Below are 20,739 nucleotides of genomic sequence, written 5' to 3'. Positions count from 1 at the left end.
ATGAGCCTGCCTTTCCTGCCGTTTGCCAAACCCACCATCGATGAAGCCACCATCACCGCCGTCGGCGAGGTGCTGCGCTCAGGCTGGATCACCAGTGGGCCCAAGGTGCAGGCCTTCGAAAAGGCCTTGTCGGACTACCTCGGTGGGCGCATCGTGCGCACCTTCAATTCCGGCACCTGCACCATGGAAATCGCCTTGCGCATCGCCGGCATCGGCCCGGGCGATGAAGTCATCACCACCCCGATCTCGTGGGTGGCCACCGCCAACGTGATCCTGGAAACCGGCGCCACCCCGGTCTTTGCCGACATCGATCCGGTGACCCGCAACATCGACCTGGACCAGCTCGAAGCTGCCATTACCCCGCGTACCAAGGCCGTGATCCCGGTCTACCTGTCAGGCCTGCCGGTAGACATGGATCGCCTCTACGCCATCGCCGCCAAGCACCAACTGCGCGTGGTGGAAGACGCAGCCCAGGCGTTGGGTTCGACCTGGAACGGCAAGCGCATCGGCGCCTTCGGCGACTTCGTCTCCTTCAGCCTGCAGGCCAACAAGAACATCACCAGCTCCGAAGGCGGCTTCCTGGTGCTCAACAATGCTGAAGAAGCCCGTCTGGCCGAGAAATACCGCCTGCAAGGCGTCACCCGCAGCGGCTTCGATGGGCTGGAAGTGGACCTGCTGGGCGGCAAGTTCAACATGACCGACGTGGCCGCCGCCATCGGCCTGGGCCAGTTCGCCCATGTGGATGCGATCACGGCCCATCGCAAGGAGCTGGCGCGCCACTACTTCGCCTGCTTCGGCAGCGATTTCGAAGCCAACTACGGCGCCCAGCTGCCGGTGGCCGACTTCGAGAACTCCAACTGGCACATGTTCCAGCTGGTGCTGCCGGAGCGCATCACCCGCGCGGCCTTCATGGAAAAGATGATGGAAAAGCAGATCGGCATTGGCTATCACTACCCGGCTATTCACTTGCTGAAGCTCTATCGTGAACGAGGCTTCAAGGAAGGCATGTTCCCGGTAGCCGAGCGCGTGGGCCAGCGCATCGTTTCCTTACCCATGTTCAATGCCATGCGTAAAGAAGACGTCGAACGCTCGGTTGAAACGGTAAAATCGGTGCTCGGCTGATTTTTGTCGCTTAGACAAATAAATTCGGCATAATTCGTTTTATTTGCCGTTTTGCAATTTCGCCGTACTGTGTGCCTTGGCCTGAGCGCCGCGACAGACCTTGATCTGTGGCGCGTCGGGCCTTTGATTTATTGCACCAGAGGCTTGGACTCAGTAATTCCAGCATTTCCTATTTCGATATTTGATGAAACCAGAACTGTCCGTCGTCATCCCGGTCTACAACGAGGAATCCGGGCTCTCCAAACTGTTCGAGCGCCTCTACCCGGCGCTGGACGCCTTGGGCTACAGCTATGAAGTCATCTTCGTCAACGATGGCAGCCGTGACCGCTCCGCCGGCATCCTGGCCGAGCAATATCGCCTGCGCCCGGATGTGACGCGGGTGGTGCTGTTCAATGGCAACTACGGCCAGCACATGGCCATCATGGCCGGCTTCGAAGCCACCCGTGGCGACGTCGTGGTGACCCTGGACGCCGACCTGCAAAACCCGCCTGAAGAAATCGGCAACCTGGTGGCCAAGATGCGCGAAGGCTACGACTATGTCGGCTCGATTCGCCGCAAGCGCCAGGATTCGGCCTGGCGCACCTATGCCTCCAAGGCCATGAACCGCCTGCGCGAGAAGATCACCCGCATCAAGATGACCGACCAGGGCAACATGCTGCGCGCCTATGGTCGCAACGTCATCGATCTGGTCAACAAATGCCGCGAAGTGAACACTTTCGTACCGGCCCTGGCCTATACCTTCTCACGCAATCCCACCGAGATCGTGGTGGAGCACGAGGAGCGCTCGGCCGGGGAATCGAAATACTCCTTCTATAGCCTCATCCGCCTGAACTTCGATCTGGTGACCGGTTTCTCGCTGGTGCCGCTGCAATTCTTTTCGCTGCTGGGCATCGGCCTGTCCTTCGCCTCTGCCGCCCTGTTCATCCTGATCGTACTGCGCCGCCTGTTGATCGGCGCCGAAGTGGGCGGGGTCTTCACCCTCTTTGCGATCAGCTTCTTCCTGATGGGCGTGATCCTGTTCTCGATCGGCCTCCTGGGTGAATACATCGGCCGTATCTACATGCAGGTGCGTTCACGCCCGCGCTACGTGGTGCAGGCTATCCTTGAGCAATCCACTTCAGAAGACAAGCAAGCATTATGAACGCCGTCGTATTCGCCTACCATGACGTGGGTGTGCGCTGCCTGAAGGTCTTGCTCGCCCGCGGCGTGCAAGTCTCGCTGGTGGTCACCCACGAAGACAGCGCCACCGAAAACATCTGGTTCGGTTCGGTCGCTGGTGTGTGCCGTGAACATGGCATCCCCTGCATCACCCCAACCGACCCCAAGTCGCAGCAATTGCTGGCCCAGGTGCAGGCGATGCAGCCGGACTTCATCTTCAGCTTCTACTACCGTCATATGTTGCCGGTGGAGGTGCTGGCTGCCGCCAAGCGCGGTGCCTACAACATGCACGGCTCGCTCTTGCCCAAGTACCGCGGCCGCGTGCCCATCAACTGGGCGGTGCTGCGCGGCGAGACCGAAACCGGCGCCACCCTGCACGAAATGACCGCCAAGCCCGACGCCGGCGCCATCGTGGCGCAGACCGCCGTGCCCATCCTGCCCGACGACACCGCCCATGAAGTCTTCGGCAAGGTGGTGGTGGCTGCCGAAATGACGCTCTGGAAGGTATTGCCGGCCATGCTGGCAGGCAATACCCCCAAGTTGCCCAATGATCTGACCCAGGGCAGCTACTTCAGCGGCCGCAAGCCCGAAGATGGCCGCATCGACTGGCGCCGCACCGCCGGCGAGGTCCATAATCTGGTGCGCGCCGTCGCGCCCCCCTATCCCGGCGCCTTCGAGGAAATCGCGGGTGATAAAATTACGGTCACGAGAACCCGGCTGGTTCCGCCAGCAGCCCATCCTGCGTTGCAGCGGGCCCATGGTATGCAAGACAAGTTCTTCGAAGGCGGCAAGTTGTACGCCCGTTGTGGCGATGGCAACTTCCTCCAGATCCTGGGCATCCAGATCAATGATCAGGATGCTTCACTCAACAATTACCTGAAATACATGGCCTCCTGAAGTCCGGCCATTCACTAGCTCTCAACATTATGAAAAAAGTCCTCATTCTCGGCGTCAACGGCTTCATCGGCCACCACCTGTCCAAGCGCATCCTGGAAACCACGGACTGGCACGTCTATGGCATGGACATGATGACCGACCGCATCACCGACATCCTGGAAAACGAGGCCTACAAGTCGCGTATGCACTTCTTCGAGGGCGACATCACCATCAATCAGGAATGGGTGGAATACCACGTCAAGAAGTGCGACGTGATCCTGCCGCTGGTGGCCATCGCCACCCCGTCGACCTACGTGAACGCCCCGCTGCGCGTGTTCGAGCTGGACTTCGAAGCCAACCTGCCGATCGTGCGTTCGGCCGCCAAGTACAAGAAGCATCTGGTCTTCCCCTCGACCTCGGAAGTCTACGGTATGTGCCATGACGAAGAATTCGACCCGGAACAGTCCGAACTGATCTGCGGCCCCATCAACAAGCCGCGTTGGATCTACTCCTGTGCCAAGCAGTTGATGGACCGCGTGATCTGGGGTTATGGCATGGAAGCCGGCCTGAACTTCACCCTGTTCCGTCCCTTCAACTGGATCGGCGCTGGCCTGGATTCGATCCACACCCCCAAGGAAGGCTCTTCCCGCGTGGTGACCCAGTTCTTCGGCCACATCGTGCGTGGCGAGAACATCTCGCTGGTCGATGGCGGCCTGCAAAAGCGTGCCTTCACCTATATCGACGATGGTATCGACGCCCTGATGAAGATCATCGCCAACGAAGGTGGCGTGGCTTCCGGCAAGATCTACAACATCGGCAACCCGGTCAACAACTACTCCATCAAGGATCTGGCCGACATGATGTTGAAGCTGGCCGCCGAATACCCGGAGTACGCCGACACCGCCAAGCAAGTCAAACTGGTGGAAACCACCTCGGCCGCCTACTACGGCAAGGGTTACCAGGACGTGCAGAACCGCGTGCCCAAGATCACCAATACCTGCGAAGAACTGAACTGGTCGCCCAAGACCACCATGGCCGACACCCTGCGCAATATCTTCGATGCCTACCGCAGCCAGGTGGCCGAAGCCCGTGCATTGATGGATTGATGGATTGGTGAACTGATCTTCACCTTCATCGCATCACAGCAAACCGCGCTTGAAGCGCGGTTTTGCTTTTGTGGCCTAACCGCGTGTACGCCGGGACAGTTGCTCTTTCATCAAGTAATAGATGCGCAGTTGTCACTGTATTGCGGTCTCATGGTGCGCCGCTGCATATTGTTCTCTCCGGCGCACAATGCTAGTCTCGCAATTTGTCACCAGCGGCAGCACTCTCCGTCTTGACGTAGCACAAGCAGCCACGCCATGCGGATCGCCGCCGCTCACCCTCTTTCCGGTTCAGCGAATTGCCCAAACTCACTCTCAAGATCGACGCCGACACCTACCGCGGCACCCGCGTGGGCGTCCCCAACCTGATCCAGCAATTGCGCCGTCACCATGCCGGCGCTACCTTCCTGTTTTCGCTTGGTCCCGACCATACCGGCTGGGCCTTGAAACAGATATTGCGTCCCGGCTTTTTCAGCAAGGTCTCACGCACCTCGGTGGTGGAGCACTATGGCTTGAAAACCCTGATGTACGGCACCCTGCTGCCAGCCCCGGATATCGGCAAGACCTGCGCTGACTTCATGCGCCAGGCGCAGCAGGCCGGCTTTGAATGCGGCATCCACACCTGGGACCACCGGGTCTGGCAGGATGACGTACGCACGGCCGACGCCCGCTGGACGGTGGAAACCATGCACCAGTCCCACCGCCGCTACCGCGAGATCTTCGGCGAAGTACCGCGCACCCATGGCGCGGCAGGCTGGCAGATGAACGACCACGCCTTCGTCCAGCTGGACCAGTTCGGCATGGCTTACTCTTCCGATGGTCGCTCCCAACTGCGCGAAGACGGCCGCCTGGCTGACCCGGATGCCGGTCCGCACCGGCTGTCGGCCTTCGGCAAGCCTCTATCCTGCGTGCAACTGCCCACCACGCTGCCGACCCTGGATGAAATCCTGGGCCGAGAGATCGGCGGCAAGCTGATCGATGCCGATAATGCCGCTGAATTTTTGCTTCAGTTGACCAAAGAACCGCGTGACCATGTCTTCACCTTGCACGCGGAGCTTGAAGGCCAGAAACTCGGCCCCATTTTCGAACGATTGCTGGCCGGCTGGCGCACCCAAGGCTATGAACTAGTCTCCATGGGTGACTACTACGACAGCATCAAGAATGACGTCCTGCCCATCCTGCCGATCGCCTGGGGCGAATTGCCTGGCCGTTCGGGCGAGATGATCGTGCAGGCCATGTAAGACCGCCAGTATCACTTCCACCAACAAGACTTCACCTACGGGGCGCCACTTTGACAGACCGACCATCCCTCCTGAACAAGACCGTGCCGGAATTCTCGGCCGCCATGACCAGTGGCAAGACCTTCAAGCTGGCCGAATACCGCGGCAAGAACCTGGTGCTGTATTTCTATCCCAAGGACAACACCCCCGGCTGTACCACCGAGGGCATCCAGTTCCGCGACCTGCATCCGCAGTTCCAGGCGGCCAATACCGAGATCTTCGGTATCAGCCGCGACAGCCTGAAGTCGCATGAGAACTTCAAGGGCAAACTGGAGATGCCCTTCGAACTGATCTCCGACCCCGATGAAACGCTGTGCACCATGTTCGATGTCATGAAGATGAAAAACATGTATGGCAAGCAGGTGCGGGGCGTGGAGCGCAGCACGTTTGTGATTGACGCCGCAGGCAAAGTGGTGAAAGAATGGCGTGGAGTGAAGGTTCCTGCACACGTGGATGAGGTGCTTTCCTTCATCAAAACCTTGGCCTGAATGAAGTTCGGTACCTGAAATAGACTGTCCGGTTGCTGCAGCGCAAGAGCCTACCTGGGTTGCGCCCTGAGATCCTGGCAGCAGGTAGCGATTCAGGCCGCGGCGCAGGTGCCTGGCAAGCGCCCACGACGCGTTCCAAACATGCGGTCAAACGATACAAGCCATTGAATTCAAATAGAAAAACGTTTGCTGGGAGCCGTTTCAGGTTGAGGCCTAAGGCCTGCCGAAACGGCTTTTTTACTTTTTACTTTGCCACCCCCGCTGCTTGCGCTGCTGTTTCCCTGGCCGTCCAGGCCAATCAAGCCCTCGCCCATCCCCTGTTGGACCGCATCCCGGCACCGTCCGGTGCGCGGTACGGCAGGCGCAAGGATTTCATTGGCATGACCGGTCCGGCAGCCCTGCGGCTCCCTTTGCTGTCTGATGTACTGCTTCACCTGTTCGCTCTGACAAAGCGGTGTTTTCTCCATCCACTTCCGAGGTCCTGATGCCCCTGCCCAAAATGCCGAGCAAACCAGCTTCGATGCTGTCTCCCGAGGACTACCCCAAGGCTGATCGCAACAAACCTGTCAAACCGAACATCACTCTCGTTGAAACCTCCGCTCCCGTAGTTGCACCACAAGAAGTTGCAGTTGCCGTTGTCGACGTCTCCGATACCAAGGTCGCCGCGCCACGTGCGCGCATCACCGGCAAGACTGCCGCCGTGACCGAAAAGCCGAAAACCGCGCCCAAGAGCGTAGAAACACGTTCCAAGTCGACCACCAGCCGGGTGGCCGACAAGCTTGGCAAGTCCAAGCTGTTCGTGCTGGATACCAACGTGCTGATGCATGATCCGACCTCGCTGTTCCGCTTCGAGGAGCATGACATCTACCTACCCATGGTCACGCTGGAAGAGTTGGACAACCACAAGAAGGGTATGTCCGAAGTGGCCCGCAATGCGCGCCAGATCTCGCGCTCGCTGGATGCGCTGGTGTCGGACATCGCCGAAGATGCGATTGACCTGGGCATTCCGCTGTCCAAGCTGGGCAACAAGGATGCCAAGGGCCGCCTGTACTTCCAGACCAAGCTGCAGAACGCTGCCCTGCCCGAAGGCCTGCCCGAGGGCAAGGCCGACAACCAGATCCTGGGCGTGGTGCGGGCGCTGGACCAGCAGTATCCAGAGCGTCCGGTGGTGCTGGTGTCCAAGGACATCAACATGCGCCTCAAGGCGCGCGCCATCGGCCTGCCTGCTGAAGATTACTTCAACGACCATGTGCTGGAAGATACCGATCTGCTGTATTCGGGCATCCAGCAACTGCCGGACGACTTCTGGACCAAGCACGGCAAGGGCATGGAATCCTGGCAGGAAAGCCGCCATGGCAGCAGCTATACCTACTACCGTGTCACCGGCCCCTACGTGCCGTCGCTACTGGTCAACCAGTTTGTCTTCATCGAGCCCAAGAATGGCGAGCCGGCCTTCTACGGCCAGGTCAGCCAGATCAACGGCAAAACTGCCGTGCTGCAGACGCTGCGCGACTTCGGCCATGCCAAGAACAGCGTCTGGGGCATCACTGCGCGCAACCGCGAGCAGAACTTCGCGCTGAACCTGCTGATGAACCCGGAGTGTGATTTCGTCACTCTGCTGGGCCAGGCCGGTACCGGCAAGACCCTGCTCGCGCTGGCCTCGGGCCTGGCCCAGGTGCTGGAAACCAAGCTCTACAACGAAATCATCGTCACCCGCGTGACGGTGCCGGTCGGTGAAGACATCGGTTTCCTGCCCGGTACCGAAGAAGAGAAGATGGGCCCCTGGATGGGCGCCTTCGATGACAACCTAGAAGTGCTCAACAAGTCCGATGGCGACGCCGGCGAATGGGGCCGCGCGGCGACCCAGGACCTGATCCGCTCGCGCATCAAGATCAAGTCGCTCAACTTCATGCGTGGCCGTACTTTCGTGAACAAGTTCTTGATCATCGACGAGGCCCAGAACCTCACGCCCAAGCAGATGAAGACCTTGGTCACGCGCGCCGGTCCCGGTACCAAGATCGTCTGCCTGGGCAACATCGCCCAGATTGACACGCCCTACCTGACCGAAGGCTCCAGCGGCCTGACCTATGTGGTCGACCGCTTCAAGGGCTGGGCGCACAGCGGGCATGTCACCCTGGCGCGCGGCGAACGCTCGCGCCTGGCCGATCATGCCAGCGACGTGTTGTAAGTACTTTTAAGTACTTTTAATTACTTTTAAGCACTTTCTTCAGCATCAAAACAAAAAGCCACGTGAAAACGTGGCTTTTTGTTTTTGGGACAGCGCTTGGCTTACAGCACGTGCACCCCGACCCACCAGGCAATGGCCGCCACGAAGGCCGACGCCGGGATGGTGAAGATCCAGGCCCAGACGATGTTGCTGGCCACGCCCCAGCGCACCGCCGACATCTTCTGCGCCGCACCCACGCCGACGATGGCGCCGGTGATGGTGTGCGTGGTCGAGACCGGAATACCCAATGCAGTGGCGATGAACAAGGTGATCGCACCACCGGTTTCGGCACAGAAACCACCGACAGGCTTCAACTTGGTGATCTTTTGCCCCATGGTCTTGACGATGCGCCAGCCGCCAAAGAGCGTGCCCAGGCTGATGGCGCAGTAGCAGCAGATGATGACCCACATGGGCGGCGCTTCCGGCGAGGAATAGCCGGAAGCGATCAGCAGCATCCAGATGATGCCGATGGTCTTTTGCGCATCGTTGCCGCCGTGGCCCAGGCTATACATGGAAGCCGACAGCAATTGCAGGCGACGGAACCAGCCGTCGATCTTGCGGGGCGTGGAGCGATAGAAGATCCACGATACGGCGAGCATCATCAGCGAACCGAACACCAGGCCCAGCAAGGGAGAAAGCACGATGAAGAGAATCGTCTTCAACAGACCTGCCGAGATCAGCGCGCCGGTGCCAGCCTTGGCTACGGCCGAACCGACCAGGCCGCCGATGAGGGCGTGCGAGGAAGAAGACGGAATGCCGTAATACCAGGTCACCAGGTTCCAGAAGATAGCGCCGATCAAGGCCCCGAAGATCACGTACTGGTCGACGATGGCAGGGTCGATGGTGCCCTTGCCTACCGAGGCTGCGACGTGCAGCTGGTGGAATACGAACACCGCCGCCAGGTTGAAGAAGGCGGCCATGGCCACCGCGGTCTGCGGGCGCAGCACACCGGTGGAAACCACGGTGGCAATCGCGTTGGCGGCATCGTGGAAGCCATTCATGAAGTCGAACAGCAGTGCCAGGACGATCAACAACGCGAGGATATGTAAGCTGATTTGGATTGTTTGCATGGGGAAACCGTTGTGTGAAGCCAGCGGCGCCCCTTTTTGGAATCGCCGCTACGCCAGGGGATCAGGCGTTTTCGACGATGATGCCTTCGATGATATTGGCCACGTCTTCGCAGCGGTCGGTCACGGTTTCCAAGATTTCATAGATGGCCTTGAGCTTGATGAGCGTGCGCACATCCGGTTCATCGCGGAACAGCTTGGACATGGCCGCACGCATGACGTGGTCGGCATCGGATTCCAGGCGGTCGATTTCCTGGCAGATCGACAGGATCTGGCGCGAATTGTCCATGTTCGACAGCAGACCAACGGCAGCCTGCACCTTTTCCGCGCACGACAGGCACAGCTCGGCCAGACGCTTGGCTTCAGGAGTGATGGACTTGATGTCGTACAGGGAAATGGTCTGGGCAGCGTCTTCCAGCAGGTCCAGGATGTCGTCCATGCGGGTGATCAACTGGTGGATGTCGTCGCGGTCCAGCGGCGTGATGAAGGTCTTGTGCAGCAATTCGATGGCATTGTGCGTCACCTTGTCGGCTTCCTTCTCGACGGCTTCAATGGCGTGCACGCGAATTTCAAGGTCATCGAAATTGGTCATCAGCGCTACCATTTCCTTCGCGCACTTGACCGCCAATTCGGCGTGCTGATTGAAAAGGTCAAAGAATTTGCCTTCAGTGGGCATCAATCGTCCAAACATTTTTCTCTCTCATCAATGGTGAGCGCTCGTATGAAGCGCCGTTTCGAACCGGCCTGCGGCTGCCTCCCCCACGGGAGCCCTCATTCCGCCCTGCCGGTCCAGCACGAATGGCCTCGGGAGCCAATCGTCCTACATGACACGAGCGGCACTGCGCCGCCCGTGATCCTGGTGCAGCGGCGCGCTGTACTGCCGCGCCACCCGACACCCTTCAGTCGCCGCCGTAAGGCTGCGCCAGGTTACCGATATAGTTGTCGTACTTGGTATACATCCCCAGGAAGGACAGGCGAATGCTGCCGATGGGGCCATTACGCTGCTTGCCGATGATGATTTCCGCAGTTCCCTTGTCGGGCGAGTCGGGATTGTAAACTTCATCACGGTAAATGAACAAAATAACGTCAGCATCCTGCTCGATGGCGCCCGATTCGCGCAAGTCGGACATCACCGGGCGTTTGTTGGGGCGTTGTTCCAGCGAGCGGTTCAGCTGCGACAGTGCAATGACCGGGCAATTGAGTTCCTTGGCCAGCCCCTTCAGGCTACGCGAGATTTCCGAGATTTCGGAGGCGCGGTTTTCGGACGAGCTGCCACCATTGCCCGACATCAGTTGCAGGTAGTCGATGATGATCAGGCCCAGCTTGCCGCATTGGCGAGCCAGGCGGCGCGAACGGGCGCGCAATTCAATCGGGGACAGGGCCGGGGTTTCGTCGATGTAGAACTGGGCATCGTTCATCTTCTGGATGGCGTGCGTCAGGCGCGGCCAGTCCTCGTCCAGCAGGCGACCGGTACGCAGGCGGTGCTGGTCCAGGCGCCCCACCGAACCCAGCATACGCATGGCCAACTGGGCGCCGCCCATTTCCATGGAGAACACGGCCACCGGCAAGCCCGATTCGATAGCGACATGCTCGCCGATGTTGATCGAGAAAGCGGTTTTACCCATGGACGGACGACCGGCAACAATGATCAGGTCACCCGGCTGCAGGCCGGAGGTCATCTTGTCCAGGTCCATGAAGCCGGTGGGCACGCCGGTAATGTCGCTGGAGCTGTCGCGGTTGTACAGCTCATCGATGCGCTCGACCACCTGGGTCAACAGCGGCTGGATTTCCATGAAGCCCTGCGAGCCGCGCGAGCCTTCTTCAGCGATGGCGAAGATCTTCGATTCGGCCTCATCCAGCATGGACTTCACGTCCTTGCCCTGGGGATTGAAGGCATTGCCGGAGATTTCATCGGCCACCGTGATCAACTTGCGCAGGATGCCGCGATCACGCACGATCTCGGCATAACGGCGGATGTTGGCCGCAGAAGGCGTGTTTTGCGCCAACGCGTTCAGGTACACCAAGCCGCCCACCTCTTCGGCCTTGCCGCTGGTGGACATGGCCTCATAGACGGTGATCACGTCAGCCGGCTTGGTGCTATTGATGAGCTTGACGATGTGCTCGAAGATGATGCGGTGGTCGTAGCGGTAGAAATCGTCGGCGCTGACGAAATCGGCGATACGGTCCCAGGCTGCGTTATCCAGCAGCAGGCCGCCCAGTACCGATTGCTCGGCCTCGATGGAGTGTGGCGGCACACGGAGGGCATCGATCTGGGGATCGGAAGACTCCTTCTGGCCACGGAAAAATTCTGGATTGCCGCGTGACGATTCTTTCATGGCGCGCATTATAACCTGCTGATGTAAAGCCGTTGGGCTGCCCGGACGTTTTTGCACATCTGCTCTCAAGAGGCGAACAGATGCGACAGACCAGGCATTTCTCTCACCTCATATGGCGAGAAAGTGAAGCAGAAAACATAGACGGATAAACGATGGGCAACAAAAAAGCCAGGCGAACCCGGCTTTTTTTATTGCAACACAAATTGCAGCAAACAGGCGTATTACGCTTGCTCGCCCTTCACGGCGATGATCACGTCGACCACCACGTCGGTGTGCAGAGCAACCGACACCGGGTGTTCGCCAACGGTCTTCAGGGGGCCGTTGGGCAGGCGCACTTGCGCCTTTTCCACGGGGAAGCCCTTCTTGCCCAGCGCTTCAGCGATGTCGAAGTTGGTCACGGAACCGAACAGACGGCCGTCAACGCCGGCCTTCTGCGACACTTCCACGGTAGCGCCAGCCAGCTTTTCGCCTTGGGCTTGAGCAGCAGCCAGCTTCTCGGCAGCGGCCTTTTCCAGCTCGGCGCGCTTGGCTTCGAATTCAGCGATGGCAGCATCGGTAGCACGGCGGGCCTTGCGTTGCGGGATCAGGAAGTTGCGTGCGAAACCGTCCTTGACGCGCACGACATCACCCAGACCGCCGAGATTCACGATTTTTTCCAACAGAATGACTTGCATGTTTTTCTCCTATTTCTCGACGCTGATTACGCGTTGTGCAGATCGGTGTACGGCAGCAGGGCCAGGTAACGCGCGCGCTTGATGGCGGTGTCAACTTGACGCTGGTAGTGGGCCTTGGTACCGGTCAGGCGTGCCGGCATGATCTTGCCGTTTTCCTGGACGAAGTCCTTCAGGGTGTCCACGTCCTTGTAATCGACCTGTTCAACGCCAGCGGCGGTGAAACGGCAGAATTTCTTGCGCTTGAACAGCGGGTTTTGCTGTTGACGCTTGTTTTTCAGCTTGCTTTTATCGAACTTTTTACCGAATGCCATGGTTGGCTCCTGTATCTAAAAATTGGGTAAGGTCTGTTTGGCTACCTTGCGTCTTCAATCCGACGCGACCGGGCCAAAATCAACGATATGAAACACGACGCTCTTGCTGTTGCGATTCCTGCGGGCCAAAAAGCCGGTGAACCGGAAGACTTCACCCAGTGCCGCCCTGTTGAGCGCACCGGAGATTTCCCCTGCTGCCAACGCCGCGATCTCGAATTCGACCTGGCGCTTCATGCCAGCTTCCATCTGTTCCGATTGATGCTGCAACCTGGCAGTGACAATCGGGATACCGGCCGGCGTATAACGCAATACATCACGTTCTGCCAGGCTGGCGATAACTTGAAGCTGGTTCACTCTCCGCGATGTTCGCAGCGCTTAAGCTGCCGGAGCTTCGGTACGGCTCTTGGCCGCATCTTCCTTCTGCACTGCCTTCAGGATGGGGGAAGGACCGGTTTCGGCCTTCTTCATCTTGACGGTCAGGTGGCGCAGAACGGCGTCGTTGAACTTGAAGCCGGTTTCGATTTCAGCCAGCGTTTCGCTGTCGACTTCGATGTTCAGGCAGACGTAGTGAGCCTTGGCCAGCTTCTGGATCTGGTAAGCCAGTTGACGACGGCCCCAATCTTCGACACGGTGGACCTTGCCGCCGCGGGTGGTGACGATGCCCTTGTAACGCTCGATCATCGCCGGCACTTGCTCGCTTTGGTCCGGGTGGACGATAAATACGATTTCATAATGACGCATGAAGACTCCTTATGGACTTATTGAAGACGCCCACCCCGGCGTCAAGACGGGTGTGGGAAGAGGAAAACCAGCGATCATACTAGGTTTTTAGTACAACAGCAATCTTGGCAGCCGACAAACGAGGTCGAATGGAGACAATCGAGCGGGCACCGAGGACACAAAACCACCCTCGCCCTGCACATCCGACCAACGACTTCACTTCCATAACTATATATAAGTATCTAAAAGCTTGTCTTTTTCCCTGCCACAAGTGCATGTTGCCGTTGACACAAGGATTGTACCTGTATAAAAATACAGACTGTTCATACAAACAGCCTTCTCCCCGGGAAAGGCCCACCCCATGCTCAAACTGACCGCGCGCCAGGAACAGATCCTGAACCTGATCAAGAACGCCATCGAAAACACCGGCTTCCCTCCTACGCGCGCAGAAATCGCCGCCGAGCTCGGCTTCCGCTCCGCCAATGCCGCCGAGGAACACCTGCAGGCCTTGGCGCGCAAGGGCGCCATCGAGATTTCCCCCGGCACCTCGCGCGGCATCCGCCTGCGCGAATCGGCCACTCTCCCCACCAACGGCAGCGCTCGCCAGATGGCACTGCCCCATCCCGCCCTGATGCAGTTGAGCCTGCCACTGATCGGCCGAGTGGCAGCAGGTTCGCCCATCCTGGCCCAGGAGCACGTGGAAAAGACCTATCAGGTCGACCCGGCCATGTTCCCGGCCAAACCGGATTACCTGCTCAAGGTGCGCGGCATGTCCATGCGCGACGCCGGCATCCTCGATGGCGACCTGCTGGCCGTGCGCCGCGCCGACCAGGCTCGCAATGGCCAGATCGTGGTCGCGCGTCTGGCCGATGAAGTCACGGTCAAGCGTTACCAGAAGAACGGCAGCGTCATCACCCTCTTCCCGGAGAACCCCGAGTTCGAGCCCATCATCGTCAAGCCCGAGGAAGACCAGTTCGCCTTGGAAGGCTTGGCCGTTGGGCTGCTGCGTAGCTGGAACTGAGCCTGCTCCACGCTCAGCCCTCAGGATTCCAGGTCAAACCCAACCAGCCACACCATAGAAACCTTCGCTTAAAACGGAGGTTTTTTGCTTTCTATTCACCTCTTCGCGCAGAGGCAGTTGCGCATATCATCCTTGCTGGATAGCCATGTCCGGCGCACAGGATGCGCCCAACCAAGAGGACTTTTTTCGATGTCGACGCGCAAGAGCAGCAAGAAGCACGGCAAACCTACTCCAATCCCGGCTCCCGCAGCCGCCAAATCCAACCTGCAGGATCTGCTGGATGTCCGCAAATGCCTGGATCTGCTGGACAACCGCAAGACAGATGAAGCCAAGGCCTTGTGTACGGCAGTACTTGCCCGCGTCCCCAAGCTGGTCTTTGCCAATCATGCGCGCGGACTGATCGCCATGCAGGAAGGCAAGTTTGCCGAAGCCGAACAATATCTGCGCCTAGCCATCGAGGCCGACCCGAACAATGCCGAATACATCGGCAACCTGGCCAGCAGCATCCTCAGCCAGGACCGCATCGATGAAGCCATTGCCCTCTACGAACAGGCCATCTCGATTGACAAGGAAAATCGTGCTGCCCGCATCGGCTTGGCCAATGCCTTGCATGAAAAAAACGACCCGGATGCGTCGATCGCCTACTTCGAGGATGCGGTCAAGCGCGAACCGAACGCACCCGGCCCCCTGTCCCACCTGGGGCGCGCCCTGGTCGAGGCACGCCGCTTCGAGGAAGCCGTGGCGACCATCCTCAAGTCTCTTGAACTGCAAATCAATTTCGCGCCATCCCACACGGCATTGGGCGAAGCCTTCCACGCCATGGAAATGTACAAGGAAGCGGTGGAGTCACATAAGACCGCCGTCCTGCTCGATCCGCAGGATACCTATGCCCATAACAAGATCGCCGATAGCTACCTGAAACTCAACAAGATCGAGCAAGCCCACGAGCATATGCTGCGCGTGATCGAAATCGCTCCCAAGGACCCCAACAGCTACGTCAAGCTGGGGTCGAGCTATTTCAGCACCGGTGATCGCTTCGACGACGCCATGCGCATGTTCAACAAGGCATTGGAACTGGACCCCAAGTATGCCCTGACCTACAACAACATTGGCGCCATCCAGCATGACCACGGTGACACCGACGATGCCATCGCCAATTTCCGCAAGGCACTCGAACTGCGCCCCAACTACCCCACCGCCAAGCACAACCTGGCGTTGAGCCTGTTGCTGCAGGGCCAATTCAAGGAAGGCTGGGAATACCACGAAATGCGCTTGGTCACCAAGGAGCGCGCGCACGTCTATCGGCTGATCCACAAACTGTTCGACATCATCCCGAAATGGGATGGCAAGTCTTCGCTGGCCGGTAAGTACATCCTGCTGATGCATGAACAGGGCTTTGGCGACAGCATCCAGTTCCTGCGCTATGTCCGACTGGTGATCGAACAAGGAGCAAGAGTCGCCGTCCACGTGAAGAATCCCTTGTATCGCCTGTTCCAGTCCTTCACCCCGGAAGTGACTCTGGTCCGGGAAAGCGATCCGCTGCCCCCCTGTGATTGCGCCTACGTGCTCATGAGCCTACCCCACGCCATGCGCACTCATACGATTGATGACATCCCGCGCTATCCGAAAGGCTACCTGGCAGCCGACCCCATCCTGGCGTCGACCTGGCGAGAAAAGATTTCCAGACTGACAAAATCGAGCGAACACCTGCGCGTCGGCGTGGTGTGGGGCGGCAACCCGGAGCATGGAAACGACCGTCATCGCTCCATCCCCCTGGACAAATTCAAGCAGTTGTTCGACCTCCCCAAGGTAGAGTTCTATTCATTGCAAAAAGGCAAGCCACTGGAAGACCTCAAGGCATTGCCACCCGGCCTACCAGTCTTCAACCTGGGCGATGAATGCGAAGACTTTGCCGACACTGCCGCCGCCATCAGCAATCTCGATCTGGTCATCAGTGTGGACACCTCGGTAGTGCACCTGGCCGGCGCCATGAGCCACCCCACCTGGGTGCTGCTGCCACACATTCCAGACTGGCGCTGGCTTACCGAGCGCGAGGACTCGCCGTGGTATCCCTCGATGCACCTGTTCCGCCAACCAGCGCTGAACGATTGGAATTCGGTACTCAAGACAGTGGGCGAGAAATTGATTGTTTTGCAACAAAAAAAGGCCCAAGGCTAAGCTGTTCGTCACCTGTTCGCCACGAGTAGACCGCCCAACCGGGCGGTCTTTGCTTTTCAGAACATTTTTCTTGGTCGCAACAGCAAATTTGCTAAAGTTTTCCTGATTGCCGTCGAAAAAGGATTTGCTTGGAGTTTCAAAGCACGCAGTTTTAGTTCGGAAAGCCTTGAAAAAGATTTTTTGCAAAAGCCCTAAACTTTTTCCAAGACTGCCCGATAAAGCAATCAACAGAGGTTGAAACGCCTGGGACTCATGGGTAGAAGACCAACGTTAGGCACTGAAACTCGGATCATCGGTCTCAAATCTTAGGAGAATTAACATGGCAGCAGTCATTAATACCAATATCCCGTCGCTCAACACGCAACGGAACCTGAATGCGTCGCAGTCGTCGCTGAATACCTCGATCCAACGTCTGTCTTCCGGCCTGCGCGTCAACAGCGCCAAGGACGACGCCGCCGGCCTGGCCATCGCCGACCGCATGAACTCCCAGATCAAGGGTCTGGCAGTTGCACAACGTAACGCCAACGACGGTATCTCGATGGCACAAACCGCTGAAGGCGCTCTGTCGACCGTCGGCGACAACCTGCAACGTATGCGTGAACTGGCTGTGCAGGCCGCCAACGGCACCAACAGCGCACAAGACCGCAAGACCCTCAACGACGAATACACCCAGCTGTCCCAGGAAGTGTTCCGTGTTCTGAACGGCACCAGCTTCAACGGCCAGAACCTGTTCACCGGCACCGGCCAAGGCGCTTCGGCCGGCACCGGCTCCGATGCTGCCAACGTTTCGGCTTCCCTGACCCTGTCCTTCCAGGTCGGCGCCAACGTTCAAGACAACAAGTTGAACGACCAGATCACCATCACCCTGGACGACCTGTCGAACAACTCCACCATCGCTACCGTGATCGGTACCAGCGCCAAGGGCCTGATCGGTCTGGGCGACACCACCGGCGTGAGCTCGGCACAAGCGACCTACACCTCGGCCAAGGCTGCCCTGGACAACCTGTTCGCTACCGGTTCGTCCATGTCGTCTTCCGCCCTGGCTTCGTCGGCTGTGACCCTGCAAGCTGCCGTTGACAGCGCCAAGCTGTCGCTGGACAAGGCTGTCGCTGCCCCGTCAGCACAAAGCGACGCACAAAAGGCGATCCAGAACTTGGACAAGGCGATCAGCATGATCTCCTCCAAGCGTGCAGAGTTCGGTGCTGTGCAAAACCGCTTCAGCGCGGTCATCAGCAACCTGCAAGTGTCGAGCGAGAACATCACCGCGTCGCGCAGCCGTATCATGGACACCGACTACGCGCAGGAAACCGCGAACCTGACCCGTGCGCAGATCCTGCAACAAGCTGGTACCGCCATGCTGTCGCAAGCGAACTCGGCGCCGCAGCAAGTCCTGTCGCTGTTGAAATAAGCCTGATAGCTAGGTAGGATGACGTGCGGGGGATAGACCATATTCTCCGCACGTTCCTTTAAGGAAGGGAGTAGTACCATGTCGATTGCCCCACTTAATATCACTGCTGCTGGCGACTCCGGCACCTCCTATGCGCTGCCGAAGACTGCCGACAAGCCCGATCCCGTGGTATCGACCGTCGCGCCGGCCGCCAATCCGGAAGCACGCCGCGCAACCGAAAGCGAAGTCAATGACGCCGTCGGCAAGTTGAATGATTTTGCAGCCGCCAACGCTGCCGCACTGAACTTCTCCAAGGATCAGGATACCGGCAAGACCATCATCAAGGTCGTCGATACCGCGACCGACAAGGTGATCCGCCAGATCCCCAGCGAAGAAGCGATCGCCATCGCCAAGTCCATCGACAAGATGCAAGGCCTGTTGATCAAGGAAAAGGCTTGAGTATCATTACTTGAGTCTGGTATGAACTGCAGTGGCTCGAACAACCTCATGCGTCAATGTTGGATCATTGCGCATGAAGGATTCGGCTACCCCAGTTCATAACGGATTCTCACAGATTCACACAGATCACCCGCACAGCGTCCTTCCTGCACAGACGCCGTACTTGAGAGCCGTTCTCCTCTTGACCGCGCTTGCAGCAGCATAGCGCTGTGCCTCACGCAAAGATTGAGGAGTAACCATGGCGACTTCCACCGGCACCATCTCCACATCGGCGGGTCCGCTAGATGTCTCTACGCTGGTCAGCCAGTTGATCTCGGCCGAGAGCCAGACGCAGCTGACCCCGCTGACCACCCAGGCCAGCAGCTACAACACCCTCATTTCCGCCTATGGCAGCCTGAAAAGCACGCTGTCGACCTACCAAAGTGCCATCGCCGGCATGACGGCCGCCACCTTCAGTTCGCAGAAAAGTTCAGTCAGCAATGCCGGCACCGGCAGCAACCTGACCACCGACCCCTTCACCGCCGATGTCAACGCCGATGACTCGACCAAGATACTGGCGCAGAAGATCCAGTCAGCCGGCATCAGCAGTGGCACCACCTACAAGTCGGGCGACTCCATCGCCATCAAGGTCGGCACCAACTCGCCCACCTTCATCACCTTGCAGGCCGACGCCACCCTGGCCGGCGTGCGCGACGCGATCAACGCCGCCAAGACCGGCGTGACTGCCTCCATCACCACCGATGGCAACGGCGACCATCTGGTGCTGGAATCCAATACCGGCGGCACCGCCAATACCATCAAGGTCACGGCCAACAACAGCCTGTCCGGCTTTTTCTACGATCCGTCCAGCTCGACCTCGAGCACCATGACCCAGATCCAGGCCCCGCGCGATGCTACCAAGGCGGCTTCGGGCACCTACGCGGTGGCCGTGTCGCAACTGGCGCAGACCGAAAAACTGAGCTCGGCCAGCATCGCCCCCGGATCCACCTTCGACAACGGCATCCTGGCCATCAAGACCGGCACCGGCTCGACCGTCATGATCCAGCCGGCCACCGACAGCCTGGCCGGGGTGCGCGACGCCATCAACGCTGCCAGTGCCGGCGTGAACGCCACCATCGTCAGCGATGGCACCAATGACCACCTGGTCATCACCGCCCAGAACAGTGGCGCGGCCAACACCATCAAGATCACTGGCACCGGTAATTTCTCCGTCTTCAGTTCCGACCCCAGCGGCGCGATCACCTCGCAAAACGTCAGCACCAACCAGACCTACAGTTCCGGCACGCTGAACCTGAAGGTAGGCGACACCTCAGTGGCCATCAACCCGAGCGCCAACAGCGGCGGCAATATCGACCTCAAGCAGGTCATGAGCGCCATCAACAATGCCAACGCCGGAGTATCGGCCTCCATCAGCAACGATGGCAGCAACGACCACCTTGTGCTCACCCCCACCGGCAGCAGCGCCACGGCCGCCGTGACCCTGACCGGTACGGGTGACTATGCCGGCCTGACCATGAGCGGCATGGGCCAGTTGCTCAAGGCGCAGGATGCCAAGCTGTCCATCGATGGCGTCTCAGTCACCAGCCCCAGCAACAAGGTCCAGAACGCGATTTCGGGCGTGACCCTGAACCTGGCCAAGGTCACCACCTCGGCCGACAATTTCACGCTCAACATCAGCAACGACACCTCCGGCATCACCACCGCCGCCAACAGCTTTGTATCGGCCTACAACACCCTGGCCAAGGCGATCGCCGGGATGACCGCGCAGACGCCCTCCACCACCCTGGGACAAGCCAACACCTCCGCCCCGCTGGCCAGTGAATCATCGGTGCAGACCATCATGAGCCAACTGCGCAATACGCTGTTTGCCACGGTGGATGGCGGCAATGGCATCAGTAGCCTGGCCGATATCGGCATCGCCTTCCAGAAGGACGGCACCCTGGCACTGGACGCCACCAAGCTGTCGACGGCTACCACCAACAATTTCGCCGGCATTTCCAATCTGTTCACGGGCACCGATCCAGATCCGACCAACACCACTTCGTCCAAAAATGGTATCGTCACCAGATTGCAGACCCTGATGACGAATATCTTGAGTGATAGCGGCATCATTGCCACCAAGACCAACGGCCTGCAGGCCAGCCTGAAGATCAACCAGGATCGCCAGACGGCCGTGCAAACCCGGCTGTCCAATCTCAAGGATAACTACACCAACCAGTTCAACCAGCTCAACACGACCCTGGCCAGTATGCAATCCACGCAAAGCTATCTGACCCAGCAGTTGGCTGGTCTGGCCAAGAGCAGTTGAAGCGTTACCGCGAACATAGGAGAA

General features: G+C 58.9%; 20 protein-coding genes. 12 read left to right on the top strand and 8 right to left on the bottom strand.

Annotated elements, in window-relative coordinates; genetic code table 11:
- The 6 genes from RC54_RS10230 (at position 1) to RC54_RS10205 (ending at position 6,027) form a co-directional block, all read left to right on the top strand.
- Positions 1 to 1,122, top strand: a complete 1,122-nt coding sequence (locus RC54_RS10230; protein WP_061788814.1) for a DegT/DnrJ/EryC1/StrS family aminotransferase — start codon at positions 1 to 3, stop codon at positions 1,120 to 1,122.
- Between the two features lie 184 nt (positions 1,123 to 1,306).
- On the top strand, positions 1,307 to 2,263 hold the full coding sequence (locus tag RC54_RS10225) for a glycosyltransferase (RefSeq protein WP_058895230.1): 957 nt from the start codon (positions 1,307 to 1,309) through the stop codon (positions 2,261 to 2,263).
- Entirely contained in the window at positions 2,260 to 3,177 is a 918-nt protein-coding gene (locus RC54_RS10220) for a formyltransferase (protein WP_058895229.1), read from the top strand. The genes RC54_RS10225 and RC54_RS10220 overlap by 4 nt, the downstream gene beginning before the upstream one ends.
- A 29-nt stretch (positions 3,178 to 3,206) precedes the next feature.
- On the top strand, positions 3,207 to 4,262 hold the full coding sequence (locus tag RC54_RS10215) for a bifunctional UDP-4-keto-pentose/UDP-xylose synthase (RefSeq protein WP_017450970.1): 1,056 nt from the start codon (positions 3,207 to 3,209) through the stop codon (positions 4,260 to 4,262).
- 296 nt (positions 4,263 to 4,558) lie between these two features.
- Entirely contained in the window at positions 4,559 to 5,500 is a 942-nt protein-coding gene (locus RC54_RS10210) for a polysaccharide deacetylase family protein (RefSeq protein ID WP_061788813.1), read from the top strand.
- Positions 5,501 to 5,550: 50 nt separating this feature from the next.
- The gene (locus RC54_RS10205; RefSeq protein ID WP_082803062.1) at positions 5,551 to 6,027 is read left to right on the top strand and encodes a peroxiredoxin; all 477 of its coding nucleotides are present in this window, start codon (positions 5,551 to 5,553) and stop codon (positions 6,025 to 6,027) included.
- Positions 6,028 to 6,197: 170 nt separating this feature from the next.
- Here the strand turns inward: RC54_RS10205 and RC54_RS25105 are convergent, their stop codons facing one another.
- A complete protein-coding gene (locus tag RC54_RS25105; RefSeq protein ID WP_164471198.1) occupies positions 6,198 to 6,494 on the bottom strand; it encodes a hypothetical protein in 297 nt (98 codons plus the stop codon).
- Positions 6,495 to 6,547: 53 nt separating this feature from the next.
- Here RC54_RS25105 and RC54_RS10200 point away from each other — a divergent pair, with 53 nt between their 5' ends.
- Complete coding sequence (locus RC54_RS10200) at positions 6,548 to 8,215, top strand: PhoH family protein (protein ID WP_058895227.1); 1,668 nt, start codon at positions 6,548 to 6,550, stop codon at positions 8,213 to 8,215.
- A 101-nt stretch (positions 8,216 to 8,316) separates the two neighbouring features.
- Here the strand turns inward: RC54_RS10200 and RC54_RS10195 are convergent, their stop codons facing one another.
- The 7 genes from RC54_RS10195 to rpsF all read right to left on the bottom strand — a co-directional run bounded on the left by RC54_RS10195 (position 8,317) and on the right by rpsF (position 13,383).
- Complete coding sequence (locus RC54_RS10195; protein WP_017450966.1) at positions 8,317 to 9,324, bottom strand: inorganic phosphate transporter; 1,008 nt, start codon at positions 9,322 to 9,324, stop codon at positions 8,317 to 8,319.
- Between the two features lie 61 nt (positions 9,325 to 9,385).
- Positions 9,386 to 10,012, bottom strand: coding sequence for a DUF47 domain-containing protein (locus tag RC54_RS10190; RefSeq protein ID WP_017450965.1), 627 nt, complete (start codon positions 10,010 to 10,012; stop codon positions 9,386 to 9,388).
- 208 nt (positions 10,013 to 10,220) lie between these two features.
- A complete protein-coding gene (locus RC54_RS10185; protein WP_008328230.1) occupies positions 10,221 to 11,666 on the bottom strand; it encodes a replicative DNA helicase in 1,446 nt (481 codons plus the stop codon).
- A 212-nt stretch (positions 11,667 to 11,878) separates the two neighbouring features.
- Positions 11,879 to 12,331, bottom strand: coding sequence for a 50S ribosomal protein L9 (rplI, locus tag RC54_RS10180; RefSeq protein ID WP_017450963.1), 453 nt, complete (start codon positions 12,329 to 12,331; stop codon positions 11,879 to 11,881).
- A gap of 26 nt (positions 12,332 to 12,357) precedes the next feature.
- Positions 12,358 to 12,642, bottom strand: a complete 285-nt coding sequence (gene rpsR, locus RC54_RS10175) for a 30S ribosomal protein S18 (RefSeq protein WP_006462643.1) — start codon at positions 12,640 to 12,642, stop codon at positions 12,358 to 12,360.
- Between the two features lie 54 nt (positions 12,643 to 12,696).
- Positions 12,697 to 12,996 (bottom strand): primosomal replication protein N, encoded by a 300-nt coding sequence (priB, locus tag RC54_RS10170; RefSeq protein ID WP_044531201.1) that lies wholly within the window; start codon positions 12,994 to 12,996, stop codon positions 12,697 to 12,699.
- A gap of 21 nt (positions 12,997 to 13,017) precedes the next feature.
- Entirely contained in the window at positions 13,018 to 13,383 is a 366-nt protein-coding gene (rpsF, locus tag RC54_RS10165; RefSeq protein ID WP_006462645.1) for a 30S ribosomal protein S6, read from the bottom strand.
- Between the two features lie 340 nt (positions 13,384 to 13,723).
- Between rpsF and lexA the strand changes: the two genes are divergently transcribed.
- The 5 genes from lexA to fliD all read left to right on the top strand — a co-directional run bounded on the left by lexA (position 13,724) and on the right by fliD (position 20,715).
- The gene (gene lexA / locus RC54_RS10160; protein ID WP_058895226.1) at positions 13,724 to 14,383 is read left to right on the top strand and encodes a transcriptional repressor LexA; all 660 of its coding nucleotides are present in this window, start codon (positions 13,724 to 13,726) and stop codon (positions 14,381 to 14,383) included.
- A gap of 189 nt (positions 14,384 to 14,572) precedes the next feature.
- Positions 14,573 to 16,561 carry a tetratricopeptide repeat protein gene (locus RC54_RS10155; RefSeq protein ID WP_058895225.1) on the top strand — a complete coding sequence of 663 codons (1,989 nt, stop codon included), beginning with the start codon at positions 14,573 to 14,575 and terminating at the stop codon, positions 16,559 to 16,561.
- 319 nt (positions 16,562 to 16,880) lie between these two features.
- A complete protein-coding gene (locus tag RC54_RS10150; protein WP_044531198.1) occupies positions 16,881 to 17,969 on the top strand; it encodes a flagellin N-terminal helical domain-containing protein in 1,089 nt (362 codons plus the stop codon).
- A 78-nt stretch (positions 17,970 to 18,047) separates the two neighbouring features.
- Positions 18,048 to 18,407 (top strand): flagellar protein FlaG, encoded by a 360-nt coding sequence (locus RC54_RS10145; protein WP_044531197.1) that lies wholly within the window; start codon positions 18,048 to 18,050, stop codon positions 18,405 to 18,407.
- Positions 18,408 to 18,645: 238 nt separating this feature from the next.
- On the top strand, positions 18,646 to 20,715 hold the full coding sequence (fliD, locus tag RC54_RS10140) for a flagellar filament capping protein FliD (RefSeq protein WP_058895224.1): 2,070 nt from the start codon (positions 18,646 to 18,648) through the stop codon (positions 20,713 to 20,715).
- Positions 20,716 to 20,739: the final 24 nt, after the last annotated feature.

Origin of the sequence: Herbaspirillum rubrisubalbicans (assembly GCF_003719195.1) — a bacterium.
Classification (GTDB): Bacteria; Pseudomonadota; Gammaproteobacteria; order Burkholderiales; family Burkholderiaceae_D; genus Herbaspirillum; species Herbaspirillum rubrisubalbicans.
Note: the sequence above shows the minus strand (reverse complement) of the source record. Positions and strands in the feature narration are given on the sequence as shown.